Annotated in this window: 24 protein-coding genes; 14 read left to right on the forward strand and 10 right to left on the reverse strand. The window is 70.3% G+C overall.

Annotated features, from left to right (window positions below; genetic code table 11):
- Window positions 1–188: 188 nt before the first annotated feature.
- A complete protein-coding gene (dusB, locus tag ACFY04_RS03020; RefSeq protein ID WP_389113943.1) occupies window positions 189–1,331 on the reverse strand; it encodes a tRNA dihydrouridine synthase DusB in 1,143 nt (380 codons plus the stop codon).
- Between the two features lie 51 nt (window positions 1,332–1,382).
- Here dusB and ACFY04_RS03025 point away from each other — a divergent pair, with 51 nt between their 5' ends.
- Complete coding sequence (locus tag ACFY04_RS03025) at window positions 1,383–2,834, forward strand: MFS transporter (RefSeq protein ID WP_389113944.1); 1,452 nt, start codon at window positions 1,383–1,385, stop codon at window positions 2,832–2,834.
- Window positions 2,835–2,852: 18 nt separating this feature from the next.
- Here ACFY04_RS03025 and ACFY04_RS03030 read toward each other — a convergent pair whose 3' ends face one another.
- A complete protein-coding gene (locus tag ACFY04_RS03030) occupies window positions 2,853–3,308 on the reverse strand; it encodes a MarR family winged helix-turn-helix transcriptional regulator (RefSeq protein ID WP_389113945.1) in 456 nt (151 codons plus the stop codon).
- 91 nt (window positions 3,309–3,399) lie between these two features.
- Between ACFY04_RS03030 and ACFY04_RS03035 the strand changes: the two genes are divergently transcribed.
- The 4 genes from ACFY04_RS03035 to ACFY04_RS03050 all read left to right on the forward strand — a co-directional run bounded on the left by ACFY04_RS03035 (window position 3,400) and on the right by ACFY04_RS03050 (window position 6,338).
- Entirely contained in the window at window positions 3,400–3,744 is a 345-nt protein-coding gene (locus ACFY04_RS03035) for a DoxX family protein (protein ID WP_389113946.1), read from the forward strand.
- A gap of 54 nt (window positions 3,745–3,798) precedes the next feature.
- A complete protein-coding gene (locus ACFY04_RS03040; protein WP_389113947.1) occupies window positions 3,799–4,857 on the forward strand; it encodes an aldo/keto reductase in 1,059 nt (352 codons plus the stop codon).
- 21 nt (window positions 4,858–4,878) lie between these two features.
- Window positions 4,879–5,472, forward strand: a complete 594-nt coding sequence (locus ACFY04_RS03045; protein ID WP_030008968.1) for a TetR family transcriptional regulator — start codon at window positions 4,879–4,881, stop codon at window positions 5,470–5,472.
- 152 nt (window positions 5,473–5,624) lie between these two features.
- Complete coding sequence (locus ACFY04_RS03050; protein ID WP_389113948.1) at window positions 5,625–6,338, forward strand: VC0807 family protein; 714 nt, start codon at window positions 5,625–5,627, stop codon at window positions 6,336–6,338.
- 79 nt (window positions 6,339–6,417) lie between these two features.
- Here ACFY04_RS03050 and ACFY04_RS03055 read toward each other — a convergent pair whose 3' ends face one another.
- A complete protein-coding gene (locus tag ACFY04_RS03055; protein WP_351149467.1) occupies window positions 6,418–7,800 on the reverse strand; it encodes a glycine--tRNA ligase in 1,383 nt (460 codons plus the stop codon).
- A 155-nt stretch (window positions 7,801–7,955) separates the two neighbouring features.
- On the opposite strand from ACFY04_RS03055, the gene ACFY04_RS03060 reads away from it, so the two are divergent.
- Genes ACFY04_RS03060 through ACFY04_RS03075 form a run of 4 tightly spaced genes read left to right on the forward strand, consistent with a single transcriptional unit; the run spans window position 7,956 to window position 11,095 of the window.
- Entirely contained in the window at window positions 7,956–8,933 is a 978-nt protein-coding gene (locus ACFY04_RS03060) for a metal ABC transporter substrate-binding protein (protein ID WP_389113949.1), read from the forward strand.
- A 27-nt stretch (window positions 8,934–8,960) separates the two neighbouring features.
- On the forward strand, window positions 8,961–9,755 hold the full coding sequence (locus tag ACFY04_RS03065) for a metal ABC transporter ATP-binding protein (RefSeq protein WP_389113950.1): 795 nt from the start codon (window positions 8,961–8,963) through the stop codon (window positions 9,753–9,755).
- The gene (locus tag ACFY04_RS03070) at window positions 9,755–10,618 is read left to right on the forward strand and encodes a metal ABC transporter permease (protein WP_389113951.1); all 864 of its coding nucleotides are present in this window, start codon (window positions 9,755–9,757) and stop codon (window positions 10,616–10,618) included. Before ACFY04_RS03065 ends, ACFY04_RS03070 begins: the two co-directional genes overlap by 1 nt.
- Before the next feature lie 42 nt (window positions 10,619–10,660).
- A complete protein-coding gene (locus tag ACFY04_RS03075) occupies window positions 10,661–11,095 on the forward strand; it encodes a Fur family transcriptional regulator (RefSeq protein ID WP_373046343.1) in 435 nt (144 codons plus the stop codon).
- 44 nt (window positions 11,096–11,139) lie between these two features.
- Here the strand turns inward: ACFY04_RS03075 and ACFY04_RS03080 are convergent, their stop codons facing one another.
- The 5 genes from ACFY04_RS03080 to ACFY04_RS03100 all read right to left on the reverse strand — a co-directional run bounded on the left by ACFY04_RS03080 (window position 11,140) and on the right by ACFY04_RS03100 (window position 16,224).
- Complete coding sequence (locus ACFY04_RS03080; RefSeq protein WP_389113952.1) at window positions 11,140–11,706, reverse strand: YcxB family protein; 567 nt, start codon at window positions 11,704–11,706, stop codon at window positions 11,140–11,142.
- Between the two features lie 22 nt (window positions 11,707–11,728).
- Window positions 11,729–12,547 carry an isoprenyl transferase gene (locus ACFY04_RS03085; RefSeq protein WP_314244869.1) on the reverse strand — a complete coding sequence of 273 codons (819 nt, stop codon included), beginning with the start codon at window positions 12,545–12,547 and terminating at the stop codon, window positions 11,729–11,731.
- An 11-nt stretch (window positions 12,548–12,558) separates the two neighbouring features.
- The gene (gene recO / locus ACFY04_RS03090) at window positions 12,559–13,305 is read right to left on the reverse strand and encodes a DNA repair protein RecO (RefSeq protein WP_389113953.1); all 747 of its coding nucleotides are present in this window, start codon (window positions 13,303–13,305) and stop codon (window positions 12,559–12,561) included.
- A 111-nt stretch (window positions 13,306–13,416) separates the two neighbouring features.
- Window positions 13,417–14,892 carry a nucleobase:cation symporter-2 family protein gene (locus ACFY04_RS03095; RefSeq protein WP_389113954.1) on the reverse strand — a complete coding sequence of 492 codons (1,476 nt, stop codon included), beginning with the start codon at window positions 14,890–14,892 and terminating at the stop codon, window positions 13,417–13,419.
- A 636-nt stretch (window positions 14,893–15,528) separates the two neighbouring features.
- Window positions 15,529–16,224, reverse strand: a complete 696-nt coding sequence (locus ACFY04_RS03100; RefSeq protein WP_389113955.1) for a TerB family tellurite resistance protein — start codon at window positions 16,222–16,224, stop codon at window positions 15,529–15,531.
- Window positions 16,225–16,395: 171 nt separating this feature from the next.
- On the opposite strand from ACFY04_RS03100, the gene ACFY04_RS03105 reads away from it, so the two are divergent.
- Window positions 16,396–17,154, forward strand: a complete 759-nt coding sequence (locus ACFY04_RS03105; protein WP_314244866.1) for an SDR family NAD(P)-dependent oxidoreductase — start codon at window positions 16,396–16,398, stop codon at window positions 17,152–17,154.
- Between the two features lie 119 nt (window positions 17,155–17,273).
- On the opposite strand, the gene leuA is transcribed toward ACFY04_RS03105, so the two are convergent.
- Window positions 17,274–19,037, reverse strand: a complete 1,764-nt coding sequence (leuA, locus tag ACFY04_RS03110) for a 2-isopropylmalate synthase (RefSeq protein WP_389113956.1) — start codon at window positions 19,035–19,037, stop codon at window positions 17,274–17,276.
- Between the two features lie 366 nt (window positions 19,038–19,403).
- Between leuA and ACFY04_RS03115 the strand changes: the two genes are divergently transcribed.
- The 4 genes from ACFY04_RS03115 to ACFY04_RS03130 all read left to right on the forward strand — a co-directional run bounded on the left by ACFY04_RS03115 (window position 19,404) and on the right by ACFY04_RS03130 (window position 22,427).
- Complete coding sequence (locus ACFY04_RS03115; protein WP_389113957.1) at window positions 19,404–20,480, forward strand: M4 family metallopeptidase; 1,077 nt, start codon at window positions 19,404–19,406, stop codon at window positions 20,478–20,480.
- 9 nt (window positions 20,481–20,489) lie between these two features.
- Window positions 20,490–20,759, forward strand: a complete 270-nt coding sequence (locus ACFY04_RS03120; protein ID WP_389113958.1) for a protealysin inhibitor emfourin — start codon at window positions 20,490–20,492, stop codon at window positions 20,757–20,759.
- A 52-nt stretch (window positions 20,760–20,811) separates the two neighbouring features.
- Window positions 20,812–21,630, forward strand: coding sequence for a GNAT family N-acetyltransferase (locus ACFY04_RS03125; RefSeq protein ID WP_389113959.1), 819 nt, complete (start codon window positions 20,812–20,814; stop codon window positions 21,628–21,630).
- Window positions 21,631–21,749: 119 nt separating this feature from the next.
- Entirely contained in the window at window positions 21,750–22,427 is a 678-nt protein-coding gene (locus tag ACFY04_RS03130) for a class I SAM-dependent methyltransferase (RefSeq protein ID WP_389113960.1), read from the forward strand.
- A gap of 107 nt (window positions 22,428–22,534) precedes the next feature.
- Here the strand turns inward: ACFY04_RS03130 and era are convergent, their stop codons facing one another.
- Window positions 22,535–23,485: a GTPase Era gene (gene era, locus ACFY04_RS03135; RefSeq protein ID WP_389114276.1), complete on the reverse strand. Its 951-nt coding sequence runs from the start codon at window positions 23,483–23,485 to the stop codon at window positions 22,535–22,537.
- Between the last annotated feature and the right edge of the window lie 332 nt (window positions 23,486–23,817).

Raw genomic sequence — 23,817 nt, forward strand, 5'->3', positions numbered from 1 at the left:
TGAGGGGGCTCCTGAGGCCTGATCACGCCCGGATGAGCGATCATCGATACATTTGCGTTCAAGTCTTGAACGCACAAAGGGTGGCACCCAGTGCCACCCTTTGAAAGTCTTACCCGTGACTTCTGTGCTCATCTGAGCGAAACCCTTCCCATGCGTGGCGTATATCACGCACCACGGAGGGCGATTTGTCAGCCTCCGGAGGTGTCCAGTTCAGCGTCCTCGCTCACACCCGCGCAGTCGTACGGGTCCTTCAGCCAGCCGTCCGGCAGGACAACTCGGTTGTTTCCGGACGTCCGACCGCGAGGCCCGTCCGCGCTCTCCGGCCATGCTTGATCCAGATCGAGCTCGCTCAGATGAGCGTCCAGCTCGGCCAGGGAAGAGGTGACCGCGAGCTTCTTGCGCATCTCGGAGCCCACCGAGAAGCCCTTGAGGTACCAGGCCACGTGCTTACGGAAGTCGATCACCCCGCGCGCCTCGTCGCCGATCCACTCCCCCAGCAGCTGCGCGTGGCGGTGCATGGTGGTGGCCACCTCGCGCAGGGTGGGCTTGCGGAAGTCCTCGGGGCGCCCCTCGAAGGCCGCCACCAGGTCGTTGAACAGCCACGGCCGCCCCAGGCAGCCGCGTCCCACGACCACGCCGTCGCAGCCGGTCTCGCGGACCATGCGCAGCGCGTCCTCGGCGCACCAGATGTCGCCGTTGCCGAGCACCGGGATCTCCGGCACGTGCTCCTTGAGCCGCGCGATGGCGTCCCAGTCGGCGGTGCCGCCGTAGTGCTGGGCGGTGGTCCGGCCGTGCAGGGCTATCGCGGTGACCCCCTCCTCAACGGCGATCCGGCCGGCGTCGAGGTAGGTGAGGTGGTCGTCGTTGATGCCCTTGCGCATCTTCATGGTGACCGGCAGGTCACCGGCGCCCGCGACGGCTTCGCGCAGGATCGCGCGCAGCAGGTTCCGCTTGTAGGGGAGGGCCGAGCCGCCGCCCTTGCGGGTCACCTTGGGGACCGGGCAGCCGAAGTTGAGGTCGATGTGGTCGGCGCGGTCCTCTTCGACGATCATGCGGACCGCCTTGCCGACCGTGGCCGGGTCCACCCCGTACAGCTGAATCGAGCGAGGCTTCTCGGTCTCGTCGAAGTGGATCAGCTGCATGGTCTTCTCGTTGCGCTCGACCAGGGCGCGGGTCGTGATCATCTCGCTCACGAACAGCCCCTTGCCGCCCGAGAACTCCCGGCAGAGGGTCCGGAACGGGGCATTGGTGATGCCGGCCATGGGTGCGAGCACCACCGGGGGCTGCACGGTGTGCGGGCCGATCGCGAGAGGCGGAGGGAGCGTGGTCATCCGCCCATTGTCCCGCATGCCGAGGGGGTGCGGGGGACGTAGCATCGGCGCATGATCGAGCCGAGTCCCCGGCAGCGCACGCTCGTCCTCGCGATCTGCTGCATGAGCCTGCTGATCGTCAGCCTCGACAACACCGTGCTCAACGTCGCTCTGCCCTCGATGCGCCGCGACCTGGACGCCTCTGTCGCGGGGCTGCAGTGGAGCATCGACGCGTACACCCTCGTGCTGGCCTCGCTGCTCATGCTCGCGGGCTCCACGGCCGACCGGATCGGGCGCAGGAAGGTGTTCGTGGCCGGTCTGGTGGCCTTCACCGGCGGCTCCCTGCTCTGCTCGCTCGCCCCGAGCCTCGACTGGCTCATCGTCTTCCGGATGGTGCAGGCGGTGGGCGGCGCGATGCTCAATCCGGTGGCGATGTCGATCATCACCAACACCTTCACCGATCCCGCGGAGCGGGCCCGGGCCATCGGTGTGTGGGGGGCGGTCGGGGGCATCTCCATGGCGGCGGGGCCCCTGATCGGCGGGGTGCTGGTGGACTCCGTGGGCTGGCGCTCGATCTTCCTGATCAACCTGCCGATCGGGCTGGCGGCGTTCGCGCTGACCCTGCGGCACATCCCCGAGTCCCGGGCGGCCCGGCCGCGCCGCCCGGACCCGCTGGGGCAGGTACTGGTCATCGCCCTGCTGGGCAGTCTGACGTACGGGATCATCGAGGCGCCGGCCGCCGGGTGGCGCTCGCCGCTGATCATGGGGTGCGCGGTGGTGGCCGTCGCCTCGTTCCTGGGGCTGCTGATCCACGAGCCCCGCTGCGAGGAGCCGCTGATCGATCTCCGGTTCTTCCGGAGCGCGCCCTTCAGCGGGTCGACCGTGATCGCGATCAGCGCCTTCGCCGGGCTGGCCGGCTTCCTCTTCCTGAACACGCTGTACCTCCAGGACGTACGGGGGCTCAGTGCCCTGCACGCCGGGCTCTACATGCTGCCGATGGCCGGCCTGACCGTCCTGTTCGCCCCGCTGGCCGGGCGGCTGGTGGGCAGCCGCGGGCCGCGGATCTGCCTGCTGATCGCGGGGGTGTCGATGGCGGCGAGCGGGCTGCTGTTCGCCCTGTTCGAGGCCGAGACGTCCAACCCGCTCCTGTTCACCGGGTACATGCTGTTCGGGCTCGGCTTCGGCATGGTGAACGCGCCGATCACCAATACGGCGGTGTCCGGGATGCCGCGCTCCCAGGCCGGGGTCGCGGCCGCCATCGCCTCCACCAGCCGGCAGACCGGCGGCACCCTGGGCGTCGCGGTGATCGGCTCGGTGCTGGCGGCCGGGCTGGCGAGCGGCGCGGACTTCTCCGCGGCGGCCCAGCCGGCCTGGTGGATCATCACGGTCTGCGGGCTGCTCGTCCTGGTCGTGGGCGCGGCGACGAGCGGTACATGGGCCCGCGCGACGGCGGAACGGACCGCCCGCACCCTGGAGGACGCGGTCGGCACCACCGCGACGACGACGGGTTCGCCGCGCGGCTAGGTCGCCTCTTCCTGGTGGCTACTCGCCGCAGTTGAAGTCCTCGGCCGAGGTGTTGACCCGGTCGAGGAGGCCGCGCAGGAGGTCGCGTTCCGCGGCAGACAGGCCCGCGAAGATGCCGCTCTCGACCTCGTCGAGGGCGGTGTTCGTCATGTGGAGGGCCGTTTCTCCGGCGTCGGTGATGGCCACGTTGTGACGGCGGCGGTCGGCCGGGTCCCGGCGGCGTTCGGCCAGGCCCTCGCCCTCCAGGTCGTTCAGGATCCCGACGAGCACGCTCGGGTCCACCTCCAGCCGCTCGGCGAGCGCCCGCTGGCTCATGGGGCCGCCCTCCAGGTGCATCAGCGTCATCGCGTGCCGCGGGGTGAGCCCGGCCGCACCGAGTGCCCGCTTCATCCGCGTCTGGGTGACCGATCCGTGCCAGGCCAGCAGCAGGCCCAGCCGCTGGGGAGGGTGCGGTCCGTCCTGATCTGCCGTCATGGTCCACATCGTAGCAACCAGGAAATGATTGAATTGGGGATATCGTTGATGCTATTCAATGATTTCACATCACCGACCGTTGGAGATCTTCATGTTCATCGCCTATGCCGCCGTCGGCGTCCTGCTCGCCCTCGTCCTCACCGCCTCGGCCACCTTCACCCTCCAGCGCAACGACCAGATCGTGGCGAGCATGCAGAAGGTCCAGGTCCCGGACTCGTGGCTGCCGCGTCTGGCCGCACTCAAGGCCGCGGGCGCGATCGGCCTGGTGGCCGGCCTGTGGGTGACTCCGCTCGGCGTGGCCGCAGCCATCGGCGTGACCCTCTACTTCATCGGCGCGGTCATCAGCCACCTCCGGGTCAAGGACTACGAGCTGGCGCCGGCGGCCGTACTGACCCTGGTCGCGGCGGCCGCCCTGGTGCTGCGGACCCTCGCCTAACACTGACGAGTGACAGATATTGAAATCTGTCACTCGTCATGCCATTCTCGTTGCATGACGAAGAACGAGAGCACCTACGTGACCGCCGACCGTCGCACTCTTGGCAGCACCGGCCCCACCGTCTTCCCGCTGGGGCTGGGCTGCATGGGGATGTCCGCCCTCTACGGGGAGGCGGACCGCGCCGAGTCCGTCGCGACCATCCACGCCTATCTGGACGCCACCCCCGACGGCACGCACACGCTGCTGGACACCGGCGACTTCTACGGCATGGGGCACAACGAACTGCTGATCAACGAGGCCCTGCGCACGGCGCCCGCCGAGGCCCGCGAGCGGGCGCTGACCAGCGTCAAGTTCGGCGCGCTGCGCACGGTCGAGGGCGGCTTCACCGGTTACGACGGCCGGCCGGAGGCCGTCAAGAACTTCCTGGCCTACTCGCTCCAGCGGCTCGGCCGGGACCACATCGACATCTACCGGATCGCGCGCGTGGACCCGGACGTGCCGATCGAGGAGACCGTCGGGGCCATCGCCGAGGCCGTCGAGGCCGGGCACGTGCGCCACATCGGGCTCTCGGAGGTCGGCGCGGACACCCTGCGCCGGGCCGCCGCAGTGGCCCCGATCTCCGACCTCCAGATCGAGTACTCGCTGATCTCCCGCGGCATCGAGGCCGAGATCCTGCCGACCGCCCGCGAGCTCGGCATAGGGATCACGGCGTACGGGGTGTTGTCCCGCGGCCTGATCAGCGGCCACTTCACCCGCGACCGCGCACTGGCCCCGGGCGACTTCCGCGGCATGAGCCCCCGCTTCCAGGGCGGCAACCTCGACCGGAACCTCGACCTGGTGGAGGCGCTGCGCAAGGTGGCCGAGGGCAAGGGCGTGAGCGTCGCCCAGACCGCGATCGCCTGGGTGCTCGCGCAGGGGCCGCGGCACGGGGTCGACATCGTGCCGCTGGTGGGCGCCCGGCGCCGGGACCGGCTCGCCGAGGCACTGGGTGCCATGGACGTCTCCCTCGACGCCGCCGACCTGGCCGCCGTCGAGGAGGCCGTCCCGGCCGGCGCCGCGGCCGGCGAGAGGTACCCGGCGGCCCAGATGGCCCACCTCGACAGTGAGCACTGAGCTGACGGTACGGTCGTACCCATGCCTCCCGCTGCTGCCGAGCCCCTGACTCCCGAGCGCATCCTCGCGACCACCGAGGAGGTGCTGCGCCGCTTCGGTCCCACCAAGGCGACCGTGGTGGACGTGGCCCGCGCCCTGGGCGTCAGCCACGGCAGCGTGTACCGGCACTTCCCGTCGAAGGCGGCGCTGCGCGAGGCCGTCACGGACCGCTGGCTCGCCAGGAGCGTGGTCATGCTGGAGGAGATCGCCTCGGCCCCCACCGGGAGCGCCCCCTCCAAGCTGGAGGCATGGCTGGAGGCCCTCTTCGAGGCCAAGCGCCACAAGGCGGGCGACGACCCGGAACTGTTCGCCACCTACACCGTGCTGCTCGCCGAGAACAGCGGCGTGGTGGACGCGCACCTGACCGAGCTGATCGACCAGCTGGGCCGGATCATCGCCGAGGGCGTCGCGGCGGGCTCGCTCGCCGCCGACGATGTGCCGGCGGCGGCCCGCGCGGTGTTCGACGCCACCGGCCGCTTCCACGACCCGCAGTACGCAGCCGACTGGCTCTCGCCGACGATCATCACCGAGTTCGAGGCGGTCACCGCCCTCGTGATCCGGGGCCTGCGCGCCTGACGCGGGGCCACCACCGGCCGGAAGCCGTCCGGAATCCGTCAGTCCGGTCAACTTGATGATCATTTTGGCCGCGTTTTGGTTGTTCGCGTCCCGTCAAGCTCCTTACGGTCCCCCTACCGCACACTTCATCAGGCACGTTCCAGGGGGGAACCTTGTCCACTCCGCCAACTCACGACGCACAGCCGGCACCTCCGGAGCGCTCGGGCGGCGCCGCCGCCCTCGGCTGGATCCTGACCATCGGGCTCAACGTGGTCGCGCCGGTCATCACGTACAACGTGCTTACCGAGGACCACGGCTGGAGCGAGTTCTCCGCGCTGCTGCTCAGCAGCACCTGGCCGGTGCTCGACAGCGTCATCAGCCTGGCCTGGCGGCGCAAGCTCGACGAGTTCGCCGTCGTCACCCTGGTGTTCCTGGTGATCACCGCCGTCGTCTCGCTCGTCGGCGCGCACTCGGCCCGCGCCCTGCTCATCAAGGACTCGGGGGTCACCGGGCTCTTCGGGCTGCTCTGCCTGGGGACGCTGCTCGCGCCGCGCCCGCTGATGTTCTACTTCGGCCGCAAGTTCGCCACCGACGGCACCCCGGAGAGCACCGCCTGGTGGAACGGCCTGTGGCAGTACGAGGGCTTCCGCACCACGATGAACCGGATGACGCTGGTGTGGGGCCTCGCTTACGTCACCGAGGCCCTCGTCCGCGTCCTCCTCGCCTACACGCTGGACACCAAGACCATGGTGGCGGTCAGCCCGATCATGATCTACGGGGTGCTGGGCGCACTCGGCGTATGGACCGCCATGTACGGGAAGCGGTCCAAGGCCGAGGGCGAGCGCCGCGCGGCCGAGGCGGCGGCCCAGGCGGCAGCGGCCTCCTGATCCGGGCCCGCCCCGCGAAAAGACCGGTGGCCCGGTGCGCTGCGAGCGCACCGGGCCACCGGTCTTCGTGCGGCAGGACCTAGCAGCCGAGCAGGCGGCTGCCGAGGTAGGTCTGGATCTGGTCCAGGGAGACGCGCTCCTGCTTCATGGTGTCGCGCTCGCGCACGGTCACCGCGTTGTCGTCCAGGGTGTCGAAGTCGACGGTGACGCAGAACGGCGTACCGATCTCGTCCTGGCGGCGGTAGCGGCGGCCGATGGCGCCCGCGTCGTCGAACTCGATGTTCCAGAACTTGCGCAGGTCGGCGGCGAGGCCCTTGGCCTTCGGCGACAGCTGCGCGTTACGGGACAGCGGCAGGACGGCGACCTTGACCGGGGCCAGGCGCGGGTCGAAGCGCATCACGGTGCGCTTCTCCATGACGCCCTTGGCGTTGGGGGCCTCGTCCTCGTTGAACGCGTCGAGCATGAAGGCGAGCATGGCGCGGTTCACACCGGCCGCCGGCTCGATGACGTACGGGGTGTACTTCTCCTTCGTCTCCTGGTCGAAGTACACGAGCTCCTGGCCGGAGGCCGCGGAGTGCGCCTTGAGGTCGAAGTCGGTGCGGTTGGCGACGCCTTCGAGCTCGGAGAACTCGTTGCCGCCGAAGTTGAAGCGGTACTCGATGTCGGCAGTGCGCTTCGAGTAGTGGGACAGCTTCTCCTTCGGGTGGTCGTACCAGCGGATGTTCTCCTCGCGGATGCCGAGGTCGCGGTACCAGTTCCACCGCTCCTGCATCCAGTACTCCTGCCACTGCTCGTCCTCGCCCGGCTTGACGAAGAACTCCATCTCCATCTGCTCGAACTCGCGCGTGCGGAAGATGAAGTTGCCCGGAGTGATCTCGTTGCGGAAGGACTTGCCCACCTGCGCGATGCCGAACGGGGGCTTCTTGCGCGAGGTGGTCTGCACGTGGGCGAAGTTGGTGAAGATGCCCTGGGCGGTCTCGGGGCGCAGGTACGCCTTCGAGCCGGTGTCCTGGGTCGGGCCGAGGTGGGTCTCCAGCATGCCGGAGAACTGCTTCGGCTCGGTGAACTGGCCCTTCACACCACAGTTGGGGCAGTTGATGTCGGCGAGACCATTGGCGGGCAGACGGCCGTGCTTGGCCTCGTACGCCTCTTCAAGGTGGTCCGCGCGGTGGCGCTTGTGGCAGGAGGTGCACTCGGTCAGCGGGTCCGAGAAAGTGGCGACATGGCCGGAGGCCACCCAGACCTCGGGGGCCAGGATCACGGAAGAGTCGAGGCCGACGATGTCCTCGCGCCCGGTGACCATGGCCTTCCACCACTGGCGCTTGATGTTCTCCTTGAGCTCGACACCGAGCGGACCGTAGTCCCAGGCGGCCTTGGAGCCGCCGTAGATGTCACTGCACGGGAAAACGAAGCCACGGCGCTTGCTCAGGCTGACGATGGTTTCGATCTTGTCGGCGGCCACGGTGCTCTCTTCATTACGAGGACGAACGGCGAAGTCTTTAGATTACCGGCGCCCGCACCCCCCCTTTCAAATCGGTTCCCCTTCCAGGCCCGCCCGCCCAGGCCTCCCACCTGGGTTTTTGACAATCGTTTCCATCTTTGATGAAAATGGATGTCATGAACGTACGACGCCTCATACCCACCGCCGCCCTCGCCGGAGCCGTCGCCCTCGGCGCCACGGCCCTGACCGCCTGCTCCGGAGCCGGCGGCGCCGGCGGCAGCAAGGACGGCAAGGTCGGCGTGACGGCGTCGTTCTACCCCCTGCAGTTCGTCGCCGAGCAGATCGGCAAGGACCACGTGAAGGTCGACGGCCTGACCAAGCCCGGCGTCGAACCGCACGACCTGGAGATCACACCGAAGCAGACCGCGCAGCTCGGCGAGGCCGACGTGGTCCTCTACCTCAAGAGCCTGCAGCCCGCCGTCGACAAGGCCGTCGCCCAGTCCGGCGTGAAGAACGTCGTCGACGCCGCGACCCTGACCGCACTGGAGGCCCACGGCTCCTCCGGCCACGACCACGGCGCCGAGGAGGGCCACGCCGAGGGCGAGGGCCACGACCACAGCCAGGGCGAGGGCGGCAAGGACCCGCACGTCTGGCTCGACCCCGTCAAGTACGCGGAGATCGCCAAGGGCGTCGGCGCCGCCCTGGAGAAGGCCGACCCCGGCCACGCCGCGGACTACAGGAAGAACACCGACGAGCTCGTCGGCAAACTGACCGCGCTGGACACGGAGTTCAAGGACGGCCTGAAGAACACCGCCTCCAGGACCTTCATCACCACCCACTCCGCCTTCGGCTACCTCGCCGAGCGCTACGGCCTCGACCAGGAGGGCATCTCCGGCGTCGACCCCGAGTCCGAGCCGAGCCCGGCCCGGATGAAGGATCTTCAGGCCGTCGCGAAGAAGGACAATGTCACCACCGTGTTCTTCGAGACCCTGGCCAGCGACAAGACGGCCAAGACCCTGGCGACGGACACCGGCCTGAAGACCGATGTTCTGGACCCGCTCGAAGGAATCACCGACACGTCCCAGGGCGCTGACTACTTCGAGGTCATGCGGTCCAACCTGAAGAACCTCCAGAAGGCGCTCGGAGCCAAGTAGATGACAGCAGCAACGGAGGCGCGAGCCATGCAGTCCACAGCAGGACAGGCAGCGGACCAGCCGCCCGTCATATCCCTGCGCGGGGCCACGGCCTCGCTCGGCTCGCGCCCCGTGCTGCGCGGGATCGACCTCACCGTCCACCGCGGTGAGGTCGTCGCGCTGCTCGGTGCCAACGGCTCCGGCAAGTCCACGGCCGTCCGCGCCGTGGTCGGCCAGGTCCCGCTGACCGACGGAACCCTCAGCCTCTTCGGCACGGACTTCAAGCGCTTCCGCAACTGGTCGCGCATCGGGTACGTCCCCCAGCGCACCACCGCCGCCGGCGGCGTCCCGGCCACCGTCCGCGAGGTCGTCTCCTCCGGCCGGCTCGCCCGCTCCCGCTTCGGCCTCCTGCGCAAGGCCGACAGGGCCGCCATAGAGCACGCCCTGGCCCTGGTCGACATGGACTCGCACGCCGACGTCTCGGTGGACGCCCTCTCCGGCGGCCAGCACCAGCGCGTGCTCATAGCCCGGGCACTCGCCGTCGAACCCGAGCTGCTGATCATGGACGAGCCGATGGCGGGCGTGGACCTCGCCAACCAGGAGGTCCTGGCGAGCGCCCTGCGCGCGCAGGTCGCCGCCGGCTCCACCGTCCTGCTCGTGCTGCACGAGCTGGGCCCGCTGGAGCCCCTGATCGACCGCGCCGTCGTCCTGCGCGACGGCTGCGTCGTCCACGACGGCCCGCCCCCGGAGGCCGTGGGGCAGCACGCCCTGCCCGGCCACGACCACGTACACCCCCACGCGGCGCACGACGCCGGGCCCCTGCGGACGGGACTGCTGAGCTGATGGACATCCTCGACTACGCCTTCATGCAGCGCGCACTGATCGCGGCGGCCCTGGTCGGCATCACGGCGCCCGCCATCGGCACGTACCTCGTCCAGCGCCGCCAGGCGCTCATGGGCGACGGCCTCGGCCACGTCGCCATGACCGGTGTCGCGCTCGGCTTCGTGCTCCAGACCAGCCCGGTCTGGATGGCGACCCTCGTCGCCGTCGTCGGCGCCGTCGGCATGGAACTGATCCGAGCCCGCGGCAAGACCAGCGGGGACGTCGCCCTCGCCATGCTCTTCTACGGCGGCCTCGCGGGCGGCGTCATGATCATCAACCTCGGGGGCGGGCAGACGGCCAGCCTGCTCGGCTCCATGTTCGGCTCGATCACCACGGTCGCCGCCGAGGACGTGACCGCGACGGCGATCCTCGCCGCGTTCGTCCTCGCCGTGGCCATCGGCCTGCGCAGGCAGCTCTTCGCCGTCTGCCAGGACGAGGAGTTCGCCCGGGTCACCGGCCTGCCCGTGCGCGCCCTGAACCTGCTGATCGCGGTGACCGCCGCCGTCACCGTCACCGTCGCGATGCGCATCGTCGGCCTGCTGCTGGTCAGCGCGATGCTGGTGATCCCGGTCGCGGCCGCCCAGCGCCTCACCCGCAGCTTCGCGGCCACGCTGGGCCTGGCCATGGCCATCAGCGTGACCGTCTCGCTGACCGGCACTGCGGCCACCTACTACATCAACGTGCCCTCGGGCGCGACGATCGTGCTGCTCGCGATCGGCGTCTTCATCGTCATGACCGCCCTCTCCGCCCCTCTGGCCCGGCGCCGGGCCAAAGCCGCGCTCGCGGCCGAAGCGGTCTGCACGCGCGACGATGTGAAGGTCTAGCGGGCTGGCACAATGGCCGCAGGCCTATACGAGGAGGAACCGGTGGCGACTGCGCCTGGCGAGATGAATACCGCGCCAGTACGAGGACGATCCACCCGGCAGCGGGCCGCGGTCGCGGCGGCGCTGGACGAGGTGGACGAGTTCCGCAGCGCCCAGGAGCTCCACGACATGCTCAAGCACCGTGGCGACTCCGTGGGCCTGACCACCGTCTACCGCACCCTCCAGTCCCTCGCGGACGCCGGCGAGGTCGACGTGCTGCGCACCAGTGACGGCGAGTCCGTCTACCGCCGGTGCTCCACCGGGGACCACCACCATCACCTGGTCTGCCGCAAGTGCGGCAAGGCCGTCGAGGTGGAGGGCCCGGCCGTGGAGAAGTGGGCGGAGTCGATCGCGGCCGAGCACGGCTACGTGAACGTGGCGCACACGGTGGAGATCTTCGGCACCTGCGCCGACTGCGCGGCGACCGCCCAGCCGTAGCGGGGGCCGCCTGCGCCCGACGCCGGCCGCAGGCCGGGACACCCCTAGATCCGCTCCAGCTTCCCGTCCAGGAGCGCCCGCAGCACGTCCTGCTCCCCGGGGTCCGTGAGGCCGCGCTTGGGGAGCAGGACCCCGCCGAGCACCCGCTTGTCGCCGGAGAAGACCATGAAGGTCGCGGGGGTCTCCGCGTAGCACGACAGCGCGCTCCAGCGCAGGTGGGTGGAGCCCTGCGCGGAGTCGACGGTGACTCCCTCCCCGTCGACGACGGCCCGGCACTCCCCCGCCGCCGTCAGCAGCCCGCGGGTCGTCCAGGCCATGATCCGGTGGCCGGACAGCACGAAGGCCCAGCCGAAGAGACCCACCACGGCCAGCGCCGCGGCGGATCCGGCCGACCCGCCGTCCTGAGCGACGAGGACCGCGGCGTACCCGGGGCCCACCAGGCCGATGAGGACGAACGGCAGGCGCTGGCGACGGCCCGCCTTCGACCGGCCGTGGGGCCGCAGGCCCTCCGCCATGTCGGCGACGGTCGGCGTGTAGCGGAGCTCGACCGCCCGTCCCGCCGACGCCGACTCGTGTATCCGGTACAGCTGATCCCCGCCCATGTCGTCCATGAGCGGGGATCTTAGTGCCAGGTCAGGCCGATCCCTCGGCCTGGTTCGGGACGGCGCCGCCGAAGCGGCGGTCGCGCTGGGCGTACTCCAGGCAGGCCGCCCAGAGGTTCCGGCGGTCGAAGTCCGGCCACAGCACGTCCTGGAAGACCATCTCGGCGTACGCGCTCTGCCAGAGCAGGTAGTTGGAGGTGCGCTGCTCGCCGCTGGGGCGCAGGAAGAGGTCCACGTCCGGCATGTCCGGGTAGTACATGTACTTCGCGAAGGTCTTCTCGTTCACCTTCGACGGGTCCAGCCTGCCGGCCGCCACGTCGCGGGCGATCGCCTGCGCCGCGTCCGCGATCTCCGCGCGGCCGCCGTAGTTGACGCAGAAGTACAGGGTCATGGCGTCGTTGTCGACGGTCTGCTCCTGCGCGACCTGGAGCTCCTGGACGACCGACTTCCACATCTTCGGCATGCGGCCGACCCAGCGGATGCGGATGCCCAGCTCGTTCATCTCGTCGCGGCGGCGCCGGATGACATCGCGGTTGAAGTTCATCAGGAAGCGGACCTCGTCGGGCGAGCGCTTCCAGTTCTCCGTCGAGAAGGCGTACAGGGAGAGGTTCTTGACGCCCATCTCCAGGCAGCCCTTGAGCACGTCGAGCACGACGCCCTCGCCGACCTTGTGGCCCTCGGTACGCGGCAGACCGCGCTCCTTGGCCCAGCGGCCGTTGCCGTCCATGACGACCGCGACGTGGTTCGGGACCAGCTCGCCGGGGATCTTCGGCGGGACCGCGCCGGACGGGTGCGGCTCGGGAACCTTGTACTCGCGGCGAGAGCGCCCCAGAATCCCGCGTCGTGCCATGTGTCCAGCTCCTATTTCTCGACGTATCGCAAGGAGCGTAGCCCGCGCTCCAGATGCCAGTGCAAATAGGCGGAGACCAGCCCGCTGCCCTCCCGCACGTGACGCGCCTCGCACGCGTCGGCATGCCCCCAGTCGCCCGTCAGCAGGGCGCTGAGCAGGGTGATGGCCTCCGATGAGGGTACGACGCTGCCGGGCACCCGGCAGTCCCCGCATATGACCCCGCCCGCGGCGACGGAGAAGTGCCGGTTGGGTCCGTGGATGCCGCACTTCGCGCAGTCCTCGAAGCTGGGCGCGTAGCCGTTGACGGCGAGGGAGCGCAGCAGGAAGGCATCGAGGATGAGGTGGGGCTCGTGCTCGCCGCGCGAGAGGGTGCGCAGGGCTCCGACGAGCAGCAGGTACTGCTGCACGGCGGGCTCGCCCTCGTTCTCGGTGAACCGCTCGGCGGTCTCCAGCATGGCGGTGCCGGCGGTGTAGCGGGCGTAGTCGGTGACGATGCCGTTGCCGTACGGGGCGATGATCTCGGTCTGGGTGCAGAGCGGGAGGCTGCGGCCGATCAGTTCGCTGCCCCGGGCGAAGAACTGCACGTCGGCGTGGGAGAAAGGTTCCAGCCCGGCGCCGAATTTGGACTTCGTACGCCGGACCCCGCGGGCGACGGCCCGCACCCGGCCGTGGCCGCGGGTCAGCAGCGTGATGATGCGGTCCGCCTCACCCAGCTTCTGGGTGCGCAGCACGATGCCGTCGTCGCGGAACAGACTCATGCGCCCATTGTCCCGTACGGCGGCGGAACCACGGCCAGCGTGTGCCCCTGCCGCGAACGGCAGCGGCCCCGGCCGGGCGCGGGGCCCGGCCGGGGTCACCCCTTGGGAGGGTCAGGAGGCCGGCGTGCGGGCTTCTTCGCCCTCACCCGGCTGGGCCGGTACGGCTGCTGCGGACTCCTCGCCCGCCGTCGGCTGGGCGGGCAGTTCGACCTTGGGAGCGTCGTGGGCGTCTTCCTTGCCCAGGCCGTTGAAGACCAGGTTGAGGACGATGGCGGCCGTGGCACCGAGCGTCACACCGCTGTTGAGCAGCGAGGAGAGGTCCGGGTCCATGTGCTTGGTGAAGAAGACCGGGACGGTCGCGGGGAGCAGGGCGAAGGCGAGGGAGACGCCGACGATCAGCGCGTTCTTCTCCTCCTTCAGGTCCACCTTGGCCAGGGTCTGGATACCGGCCAGGGCGACCATGGCGAACATGACGGTCGCGGCGCCGCCGAGGACTCCGTGCGGGACGGCGGCGACGATCGCGGCGGCCTTGGGCAGCAGACCCAGGACGATCATGAAGACACCCGCGGCGACCACCACGAACCGGCTCTTCACCTTCGTCATCCGCACCAGGCCGACGTTCTCGGCGAAGGCCACGTACGGGAAGGAGTTGAGGACACCGCCGAGTGCGGTCGCGGCACCGTCGGCACGCAGGGCGCGGGCCACGGTCTCGCTGTCGACCTCCGTGCCGACGATGTCACCGACGGCGTAGGTGTCACCGGTCGTCTCGACCATGGTGATCAGCATGACGATGAGCATCAGGACGATCGGGAACCACTCGAACTTCGGGACACCGAAGTGGAAGGGGGTGGTGACGCCGATCCACTCGGAGTTGCTCACGTCGCCGAACTTCGCGTCGCCGAGCAGGAAGGCGACGGTGGTGCCGACGACCAGGCCGAGGAGGATCGAGATGCTGGAGAGGAACGGCTTGCCGAGCTTCATCAGGATGAGGATGAAGAGCATCGTGCCGCCGGCGTAGGCGAAGTTCTTCGGGTCTCCGAAGTCGGGGCTGCCGAGGCCGCCGGCCGCGTCGTTGAGACCGACCGGGATCAGGACGATGCCCAGCACCGTGATCACCGTGCCGGTGACGACCGGCGGGAACAGCCGCATCACCGTCCGGAACGCCTTGGCCGGGAGCCAGGCGAAGGCGAAGGTGGCGATACCGGCGGTGATCACCGCGCCGTAGATGACCAGCAGTGCGGCGGTACCGCCGCCGGCGCCGAGGCCGATGGCGATCATCGGGGAGACCGCGGTGAAGGTCACGCCCTGGATCAGCGGCAGGCGCGCACCGATCCGGCCGATGCCCCAGGCCTGGATGATCGAGGCGATACCGCAGGTGAAGAGGTCCGCGTTGATCAGGTAGACCAGCTGTTCAGGGCTCAGCTTCAGCGCGTTGCCGACGATGATCGGAACGATCACCGCGCCGGCGTAGAAGGCGAGTACGTGCTGGAAGCCGTACAGCGCGAGCTTGGGGAGGGGGAGCACCTCGTCGACCGGGTGCGTGCTCTGCTCTCCGTCGGTGGAAAGCCGGGCGGCGACACGTGCCATCTCAGCCTTGCCCTTCAAGGTAGGTAAGTGAGAGGAGATCTGGTTATCCCTGGGCGCAGTGGGTCGCTAACCCGTTGGTACGCCAGGGTTGTCAGTGCATTCACGTTGAAGTGAATCGAAGCCGCGCTGTGTTAACGGCGCCGTCTTGTCGTGTGACCGGAATTGAACGCCTGTGGGTGGCCTCACACATATCGTCGACTTCGACAAACTGTTGACGCTCAGGCCTGCCCGATCTGTAGGTTTCTCCAGTGGTGCGGAGCCTTCGGCAGGGGTATGCGCACGACGGTGCGAAGCCGGGCGTTCCCGCCGCGCACCCGTGAAGCACCTGCCTCGTGACGTGCGGATATGGAGTTTGCATCCCTTCGGAGAGGCAAACTCGAAGGCACTGTTCCGGCCGTCCGACTGGTGGACGCATCGGGCACGGCGCGCGCGCCCGCACCCTTCACACGGCGTTCACACGTCCCGAAATGGGCCCTGCGAGGCCGGATCGTTACGTCGCGGAAGGCCGTTTCGGACGGAACGGGCCCGTCCGGAGTCCACGGATCGGACACGAGCGGCCCTGCGCGATGAATGCGCACAGGGCCGCTCGGGGTCGGAGCCGTTTCGGATCCGTGTCGGGTCCGCGGAGCACCCCCTTCAGGGAGCGCGTACCGCCGAGAGCAGTCGGCTCACCTCGTCCGTGTCGATCCGCAGCGCCGCGCCGACCGTCGCGAGCACCTCGCGCTCGGCCGGGGTGTACGGACCGTCCGCGAGCGCGATACGGGCCCCCTGGAGCAGGATCGATTCACGGCCCGGGCCGGCCAGGTGCGGCGCCAGCGGTTCCAGGGCCTCGTGGAGCTCTATCGACAGCGCGGCCCCGCAGCACTCCGGGACGTCGTACAGCCCCAGCCGGCCCTCGTCCGTGGACAGCGCCTCCACGAGGGACTCCAGCTGCCCCTCGGTGCAGTCCTGGAAGCCCGCGGCCCGTACGGCGCCCACCGCGGCCTCCAGCGCGCTGCGCGAGGCCGTTCCGCCCGCGGTGAGCACGGCCAGCGCCACGGTGTGCACGGCGTCGCGCAGGAGGGCCGTGAAGCGGGTCGTGGTGAGGTGGTCCAGGACGTCGGTGGCGAAGCGCGCGCGGCAGCCCTGGCACTCGATGACGGGCCCGGCCTGCCCGCGGGGCAGCAGCGGCACCCCGAGGACGGTGAACCGGCGCCGTCCGGTCCGCCTGCGGTAATTGCGGTCCCCACCGCAGGCGGGGCAGAAGAACTCCCCGTCCCCCACGGTGCTCCAGGTGGTACGGGTGCCCCAGACCGTCAGCTTCCGGCCGTCCCCACCCCGAACTGGCAGCACGTCGCACCTCCGTAACCTTCCGGCAACATCGCCGGGTGGGCGTGATGTTAGCCACATCGATGAGGATGCGTCAGTCGTGTGACAAGACAACATGTCCCGGGCCCCGGACTTGGCCGGTCTGCGCCCCCGGCGTCCCCCCGCCCCCCTCCCCGCCCCTCTAGGGTTCGCCGCATGAACGAGAAGTCCTGTCTGGTCACCGGCGCCGCGAGCGGCATCGGCCGGGCCACCGCCCTGCTGCTGGCCCGCTCCGGGGCCCGGGTGACCGCGGCCGACATCAACGGCCCCGGGGTCGAGGCCCTGCGTACGGAACTGGCCGACGAGGGGTACGCGATCACCGCGGTCGCCGGTGACGTCGCCGATCCGGAGGCCAACCGCGCGATGGTCGCGGCCGCCGTCGGGGCCTACGGGCGCCTGGACGTCGCCGTGGCGAACGCCGGGGTGCTCCCCCTGTCCGACGTACGGGAGACCAGTCCCGAGGACTGGGACCACGTCATGGCGGTCGACGGCCGCGGAATGTTCCTGACCTGCAAGTACGCCATCGAGGCGATGACCGCGCAGCCGCGCCCCGGCGGGGCTCTGGTCTGCGTGTCCTCGATCTCGGGAGTGGCCGGGCAGGCTCGCCAGGCCGCCTACGGACCCGCGAAGTTCGTGGCGTCGGGGCTGACCAAGCACCTCGCGGTGGAGTGGGCCGCGCACGGGATCCGGGTCAACGCGGTGGCACCGGGAACCATCCGTACGGAGCGGGTGATCGCGCTGCAGGACGAGCCGGGCGGGCCGGAGTACCTGTCGGAGATCACGGGGGCGCACCCGATGGGCCGGCTCGGGGAGCCCGAGGAGGTGGCCCGCGTCATCGCCTTCCTGGCCTCGGACGCGGCCTCGTTCGTGACGGGCGTGATCCTGCCGGTGGACGGCGGCTACCTGGCCCGCTGAGCCCGCCCGGCGGGCCCGGCCGACGGGCCGACGGCCTGCGCGGGAACGACGGGCCTGCGCGGGAACGACGGAACCCCGCCCCCTCCGGAAGGGAGGGAGCGGGGTTCACGTACGAGGGATCAGCGGCCCGCGCGGTTGACGGCGGAGATGACCGCCTTCAGGGAGGCGCGGGTGGTGTTGGCGTCGATGCCGATGCCCCACAGGACACGGCCGTCGATCGCGCACTCGATGTACGAGGCGGCCACGGCGGAGGCGCCCTCGCTCATGGTGTGCTCGGTGTAGTCCAGCAGGCGGGCGTCGATCCCGATGCCGGCCAGCGCGTCGAAGAAGGCCGAGATCGGACCGTTGCCGGTGCCGTCCAGGACCGTCTCCACACCGTCCACGACCGCCTCGACGGTCAGCGTGTCCGTGCCGTCCTTGTCGGTGGCCGTCGAACCGGAGCGCAGCTGGATGCGGCCCCACGGGTTCTCGGGGTTGGGCAGGTACTCGTCCTCGAAGACCGACCAGATCGCCTTCGGCGTGACCTCTCCGCCCTCGGAGTCGGTCTTGGCCTGGATGATCCGGGAGAACTCGATCTGCATGCGGCGCGGCAGGTCCAGCTTGTGGTCGTTCTTCAGGACGTACGCGATGCCGCCCTTGCCGGACTGCGAGTTGACCCGGATGACCGCCTCGTAGGAACGGCCGACGTCCTTCGGGTCGATCGGCAGGTACGGAACGGCCCACTCGATGTCGTCGACGGTCTTGCCCTGGGCGGCCGCGTCGGCCTCCATCGCGTCGAAGCCCTTCTTGATGGCGTCCTGGTGGGAGCCGGAGAAGGCGGTGTAGACGAGGTCGCCCGCGTAGGGGTGGCGCGGGTGGACCTCCATCTGGTTGCAGTACTCGCTGGTGCGACGGATCTCGTCGATCTGCGAGAAGTCGATCTGCGGGTCGATGCCCTGGGAGAACAGGTTCATGCCCAGGGTGATCAGGTCGACGTTGCCGGTGCGCTCGCCCTGCCCGAACAGGCAGCCCTCGATGCGGTCGGCGCCGGCCATCAGGGCCAGCTCGGCGGCGGCGACGGCGGTGCCGCGGTCGTTGTGCGGGTGCACGGAGATGCAGATGTGCTCGCGGCGGGTCAGGTTGCGGGCCATCCACTCGAAGCGGTCCGCGTGCGTGGACGGCGTCGAGCGCTCCACGGTGGCGGGCAGGTTCAGGATGATCTCGCGGCCCTCGGCCGGCTGCCAGACGTCACAGACGGCCTCGCAGACCTCCAGGGCGAAGTCCAGCTCGGTGTCGGTGAAGATCTCCGGGCTGTACTGGTAGCCGAAGGTGGTCTCGGGACCCAGCAGCTTGTCCGCGTACTCCATGACCAGGCGGGTGCCGTCGACGGCGATCTGCTTGATCTGCTCCTTGGAGCCGCGGAAGACGACCCGGCGGAAGGTCGGCGCGGTCGCGTTGTACAGGTGGACGGTGGCGCGCTTGGCGCCGGCCAGGGACTCCACGGTCCGCTCGATCAGGTCCTCGCGGGCCTGGGTCAGTACGGAGATGGTGACGTCGTCCGGGATCGCGCCCTCTTCGATGATGGAGCGCACGAAGGCGAAGTCGGTCTCGCCGGAGGAGGGGAAGCCGACCTCGATCTCCTTGTAGCCCATGCGCACCAGCAGGTCGAACATCTCGCGCTTGCGGGCGGGGGTCATCGGGTCGATCAGCGACTGGTTGCCGTCGCGCAGGTCGGTGGAGAGCCAGCGGGGGGCCTTGGTGACGCGGGCGTCCGGCCAGCTGCGGTCGGGGATGTCCACCTGCTCGTACGAGCCGTACTTGTGGATCGGCATCCCGGAGGACTTCTGGGTGTGGGTCGCGTTCGTGATGGGCGTGGGGCGACCGACAAAAGGCTGCTGGCTCATGGCGTTGGGCTCCTCGCGTGTCCGCGTGTAGTTCGCTGGGACGGCCGACGGCGGTAGTGAAAACCGCAACACCAAACTCCGCGGGGAGGGGGTCGGCCTACGACTACAGACCCTCGCCGCGGCAGCTAAGGAGAAGCAGCCCGAAACGCATGATGGGCCGAGCCTAGCCGAGCCGCGCCGTATCGCGAGGACCTGTTTCAGTATGCAAGACCCGAGGGTCCGATTTGCACCAAATGTGAGCCAAGCCTCCTTCGCCCCGTCCGGGTCCGGTTGTTCCGTCAATCCAGCGTTACCGCTTTCAGACAAGTGAATGAATCATGGTCGCAGGTAGTGACAGCGTCATGACCCACTGCCACATTGCCGGGCATGAATGCCTCCCACGCTCGCCGCCATCACCCCGTCTTCTGCACGGTCGTACCGCCGCACCTCCTCGACAAGGCTGCGCTGTCCGAGGACTCCCGCCGCGCCGATCTCGCCCAGCGCACCCTGGAGCGCGACTCCCTGCTGCGCACCCGGCGCCGGGTCACCGCCGTCCGGGGAATCGTCCCCACGCTCGCCGCGCCGGCCTCCGACGCTCCGGAGCGGACCGTCTACGACGCCCAGCACCGCACCCGGCTGCCCGGGACGAAGGTCCGCGGGGAGGGCGACCCGCTGAGCAAGGACGCCACCGTCAACCGCGCCTACGCGGGGCTCGGGGCGACGTACGAACTGTTCCTGAAGGGCTTCGGCCGGCGCTCGATCGACGACTCCGGGCTCCCCCTGGACGCGACCGTCCACTACGGCGAGGACTACAACAACGCCTTCTGGGACGGCCAGCAGATGGTCTTCGGCGACGGCGACGGGGACCTCTTCCTCGACTTCACCGTGTCGGTGGACGTCATCGGCCACGAGCTGACCCACGGGGTCACCCAGTACACGGCGAACCTGGCCTACCGCGGGCAGTCGGGCGCCCTGAACGAGTCGATGTCGGACGTCTTCGGCTCGCTGATCAAGCAGTACTCGCTGGAGCAGACGGCCGAGGAGGCCGACTGGCTGATCGGGGCCGGACTGCTCGGCCCCAACGTCACCGGGGTCGCGCTGCGCTCCATGAAGGCGCCGGGCACCGCGTACGACGACGACGAGCTCGGCAAGGACCCGCAGCCGGCCACGATGGACGACTACGTGAACACCCACAGCGACAACGGCGGCGTCCACATCAACTCCGGCATCCCCAACCACGCCTTCTACATCGTGGCGACCGAGCTGGGCGGCAAGGCCTGGGAGCGGGCCGGGCAGATCTGGTACGACACCCTGACCGGCGGCGAGCTCACCCCCAGGGCGGACTTCGCGGCCTTCGCCCGGCTCTCGACGGCGGCGGCCGTGGCCCGGTACGGGGACGGCGGCGCGGAGCACCAGGCGCTCCAGAAGGCGTGGTCCGCGGTGGGTGTCCCGCTCGCGGGGTAGAGGGCTCCCATGCGCATTCAGGTGATACGGACGGGCGGCTTCGCGGGCATCGAGCGACGGGCCGAGGTGGACACCGCGGGCCGGCCGGACGAGAACGAGTGGAAGACCCTGGCCCAGCTCGCGCTGCGGCCCGGCCCGCCGGGCGACCCGGCGGACCGGGTACGGGACGGCTTCTCGTACCGGATCACGGTGGACGGGCGGACGGTGGCCTGCGCGGAGCCGAATCTGTCGGAGGCCCAGCGGGCACTGATCTCGCGCGTGCTGAAGGAGGGCGCCTGAGCGGGTCCGGAAAGGAGGTGCCCGCGCGGCGCCGCTTTGTTTGGATGGCCGGATGACCGACCACATGATCGATTCAACGCTGTCCGAGCTCGAGCGGTACTACGACACGGTGCCGCGGGTGGGCGGGGCACGCGCCGAGGACTTCGGCCCGCTGACCCTGTTCGTCCAGGAGGGCACGGGCTGGCCGTACTACGCGCGGCCCGCGCTCGGCGGCCCCGAGGCGACCCGTGCCGACGTGGAACGGGTCTGGGAGCGCCAGCGGGAGCTGAAGGTTCCCGAGGCCTTCGAGTGGGTGGCCGAAACCAGCCCCTCGCTCCGGGCCGCGGTGGAGGCGGCGGGACTCCATGTCCACGCGCACCCGCTGATGGTCCTGGACCCCTCGGCCGAAGCCCTTCCCCCGCACCCGGAAGTCCGTCTGCTCGACGCCGACGACCCGCTGCTCACCGCCGCCGTGACGGTCCCGGCCCTGGCCTTCGCGGCCCCGGGAACGTCGGTCGGCGAGGCGGGCCCCGCCGAACTGGCGGCGGCGATGGCGGATCCGGCGGCCGAGGCGAGCCGGGCCCGGGTGTCCGGGAAGCTGGCGGCGGGCACCACGGTCCTGGCCGCGGCCGTACGGGACGGGGTGGTGCTCTGCGCGGGCCAGTACAACCCGGTCGGGGACGTCGTGGAGGTGGTGGGCGTCGGCACCCTGCCGTCGGCCCGCCGCCAGGGCCTGGCCCTCGGGGTCACGGCCGCCCTGGTCGCACAGGCCCGGGCGCGCGGGACCCGTACGGTCTTCCTGTCGGCGGGCGACGAGGACGTGGCCCGCGTCTACGCCCGCATCGGCTTCCGCCGGGTGGCCACGGCCCTGATCGCCGAACCGCAGGCGTGATGCGCCCGCTCGGGCGGCAGGCTGCATTCCTCTTTGCCAGGTCGGCAACAAAGTTTGCTGTGGGTCGTCGGGCGGGCGGAGCATCGGCCCTACCGGCACCCGGACTGGAAGAGGAAGCCATGACCGAGCACGCGCACACCCACCCGCACCCGCACACCCACCACCACCCCGAGCCCGGGGCGGCGGCGGGCGCGGAGTTCTGGGACGGCCGGTACGGGGAGAACCACCGCATCTGGAGCGGCGAGGCCAACGCCATGCTGGTGCACGAGGTGTCCGCCCTCGCCCCGGGCCGGGCCCTGGACCTGGGGTGCGGGGAGGGCGCCGACGCCGTCTGGCTGGCCCGCCGCGGGTGGACGGTCACCGGGACCGACATCTCCGGGGTCGCCCTCGGCCGGGCGGCCGAGCACGCGGCGGAGGCCGGGGTCACCGACCGTGTCTCCTTCGCACGCCACGATCTGACGGAGTCCTTCCCGCAGGGGGAGTTCGACCTCGTCTCCGCGTGCTTCCTGCACAACTACGGGGACTTCCCCCGTGACGCGGTCCTGCGCACGGCCGCCGCGGCCGTGGCCCCCGGCGGCACCCTGCTGGTGGTCGGCCACGCGGGCTGGGCGCCGTGGCAGGAGGACCGGGAGGAGGCGCACTTCCCCACGCCCGAGGAGGTCCTCGCGCAGCTGGAGCCGGTCACGGCGGGCTGGGAGGTGCTGCGGGCCGAGGAGACCGAGCGGGTCCAGAACCAGCCCGACGGAACGCCCGGGACCCGTACGGACAACGTGGTCCGGGTGCGCCGGCCCGCGTAACCGGACGCACCGGCGGACGGAACGGCGAACGGACGCGGCCCCCGTGCGGGGGCGGCGTCCGTTCGCCGTCGTGTCGTCGTGTCGTCGCTTCGTGCGCGGTTCGCGCCTCAGAAGCCGAGCTTGCGCAGCTGCTTGGGGTCCCGCTGCCAGTCCTTGGCGACCTTCACGTGCAGGTCGAGGAAGACCGGGGTGCCGAGCAGCGCCTCGATGTGCTTGCGCGACTTCATCCCGACCTCCTTCAGGCGGGAGCCCTTCGGGCCGATGATGATGCCCTTCTGGCTCGGCCGCTCGATGTAGACGTTGGCGTGGATGTCGAGCAGCGGGCGGTCCGCCGGACGGTTCTCGCGCGGGATCATCTCCTCGACGACCACGGCGATGGAGTGCGGGAGCTCGTCCCGTACGCCCTCCAGCGCGGCCTCGCGGATCAGCTCCGCGACCATGACCATCTCGGGCTCGTCGGTGAGGTCGCCCTCGGGGTACAGCGGCGGGCTCTCCGGCAGCAGCGGCGCGATCAGGTCGGCCAGCAGCTGGACCTGGGTGTCGCCGACGGCCGAGACGGGAACGATCTCGGCCCACTCGAAGCCGAGCTCCTCGGCGAGCTGGTGGACGGCGATGAGCTGCTCGCCCACCACCTTCGACTCGACCAGGTCGGTCTTGGTGATGATGGCGATCTTGGGGGTCTTCTTGATCCCCGCCAGCTCCTTGGCGATGAACTTGTCGCCGGGGCCGAGCTTCTGGTCGGCCGGCAGGCAGAAGCCGATGACGTCGACCTCCGCCCAGGTGGTCCGTACGACGTCGTTGAGGCGCTCGCCGAGCAGGGTGCGCGGCTTGTGCAGGCCGGGCGTGTCCACGAGGACGAGCTGGGCGTCGGGGCGGTGCACGATGCCGCGAACCGTGTGGCGGGTGGTCTGCGGCCGGTTGGAGGTGATCGCGACCTTGGTGCCCACGAGTGCGTTGGTGAGGGTCGACTTCCCCGCATTGGGGCGGCCGACGAAACAGGCGAACCCCGCACGGTGCGGGGCGGTGGACTCGGGGGAACGATCGCTCATACGGGCCATTCTCCCCGATGCGGCTCCCAGCGCCGACCAGATCACGGCGACGAGGGCCGGCACGGCCGTGAGCGAGGGGTACTCGGCGAGGTCCGCACGGCCCTGAGCTGTGGTTCCGTCGGCCCGGGCGCGCACCGTGACCTCGGCCCATTCCGCTCTGGGCGCGCCCTCCCAACGGGCGCCGAGCCGTACTTCCTGACCCGGCAGCAGTTCGGCGGGCAGCCCGCCGAGCTCGCGGGTGAGGAGCGGGCGGCCGAAGGCGCCGGTGGCGGTGAGGGCGGCGCGGGGGCGGAGGGTGACATTGCCGATGTTGTGGAGCGTGTACGAGATGTCCGCGCCGG

Origin of the sequence: Streptomyces sp. NPDC001549, assembly GCF_042894025.1 — a bacterium.
In the GTDB taxonomy this organism is placed as follows: domain Bacteria; phylum Actinomycetota; class Actinomycetes; order Streptomycetales; family Streptomycetaceae; genus Streptomyces; species Streptomyces kutzneri.

What these genes read in the sequence shown, in the direction of transcription:
- ACFY04_RS03115 (WP_389113957.1), top strand. Translation starts at nt 19,404, where the DNA reads ATGAATGCCTCCCACGCTCGCCGCCATCACCCCGTCTTCTGCACGGTC.
- recO (WP_389113953.1), bottom strand. Translation starts at nt 13,305, where the DNA reads ATGAGTCTGTTCCGCGACGACGGCATCGTGCTGCGCACCCAGAAGCTG.
- ACFY04_RS03065 (WP_389113950.1), top strand. Translation starts at nt 8,961, where the DNA reads ATGCAGTCCACAGCAGGACAGGCAGCGGACCAGCCGCCCGTCATATCC.
- ACFY04_RS03085 (WP_314244869.1), bottom strand. Translation starts at nt 12,547, where the DNA reads ATGGCACGACGCGGGATTCTGGGGCGCTCTCGCCGCGAGTACAAGGTT.
- ACFY04_RS03095 (WP_389113954.1), bottom strand. Translation starts at nt 14,892, where the DNA reads ATGGCACGTGTCGCCGCCCGGCTTTCCACCGACGGAGAGCAGAGCACG.
- dusB (WP_389113943.1), bottom strand. Translation starts at nt 1,331, where the DNA reads ATGACCACGCTCCCTCCGCCTCTCGCGATCGGCCCGCACACCGTGCAG.
- ACFY04_RS03040 (WP_389113947.1), top strand. Translation starts at nt 3,799, where the DNA reads ATGACGAAGAACGAGAGCACCTACGTGACCGCCGACCGTCGCACTCTT.
- ACFY04_RS03035 (WP_389113946.1), top strand. Translation starts at nt 3,400, where the DNA reads ATGTTCATCGCCTATGCCGCCGTCGGCGTCCTGCTCGCCCTCGTCCTC.
- ACFY04_RS03130 (WP_389113960.1), top strand. Translation starts at nt 21,750, where the DNA reads ATGACCGAGCACGCGCACACCCACCCGCACCCGCACACCCACCACCAC.
- ACFY04_RS03070 (WP_389113951.1), top strand. Translation starts at nt 9,755, where the DNA reads ATGGACATCCTCGACTACGCCTTCATGCAGCGCGCACTGATCGCGGCG.
- ACFY04_RS03060 (WP_389113949.1), top strand. Translation starts at nt 7,956, where the DNA reads ATGAACGTACGACGCCTCATACCCACCGCCGCCCTCGCCGGAGCCGTC.
- leuA (WP_389113956.1), bottom strand. Translation starts at nt 19,037, where the DNA reads ATGAGCCAGCAGCCTTTTGTCGGTCGCCCCACGCCCATCACGAACGCG.
- era (WP_389114276.1), bottom strand. Translation starts at nt 23,485, where the DNA reads ATGGCCCGTATGAGCGATCGTTCCCCCGAGTCCACCGCCCCGCACCGT.
- ACFY04_RS03125 (WP_389113959.1), top strand. Translation starts at nt 20,812, where the DNA reads ATGACCGACCACATGATCGATTCAACGCTGTCCGAGCTCGAGCGGTAC.
- ACFY04_RS03025 (WP_389113944.1), top strand. Translation starts at nt 1,383, where the DNA reads ATGATCGAGCCGAGTCCCCGGCAGCGCACGCTCGTCCTCGCGATCTGC.
- ACFY04_RS03105 (WP_314244866.1), top strand. Translation starts at nt 16,396, where the DNA reads ATGAACGAGAAGTCCTGTCTGGTCACCGGCGCCGCGAGCGGCATCGGC.
- ACFY04_RS03030 (WP_389113945.1), bottom strand. Translation starts at nt 3,308, where the DNA reads ATGACGGCAGATCAGGACGGACCGCACCCTCCCCAGCGGCTGGGCCTG.
- ACFY04_RS03045 (WP_030008968.1), top strand. Translation starts at nt 4,879, where the DNA reads ATGCCTCCCGCTGCTGCCGAGCCCCTGACTCCCGAGCGCATCCTCGCG.
- ACFY04_RS03080 (WP_389113952.1), bottom strand. Translation starts at nt 11,706, where the DNA reads ATGGACGACATGGGCGGGGATCAGCTGTACCGGATACACGAGTCGGCG.
- ACFY04_RS03120 (WP_389113958.1), top strand. Translation starts at nt 20,490, where the DNA reads ATGCGCATTCAGGTGATACGGACGGGCGGCTTCGCGGGCATCGAGCGA.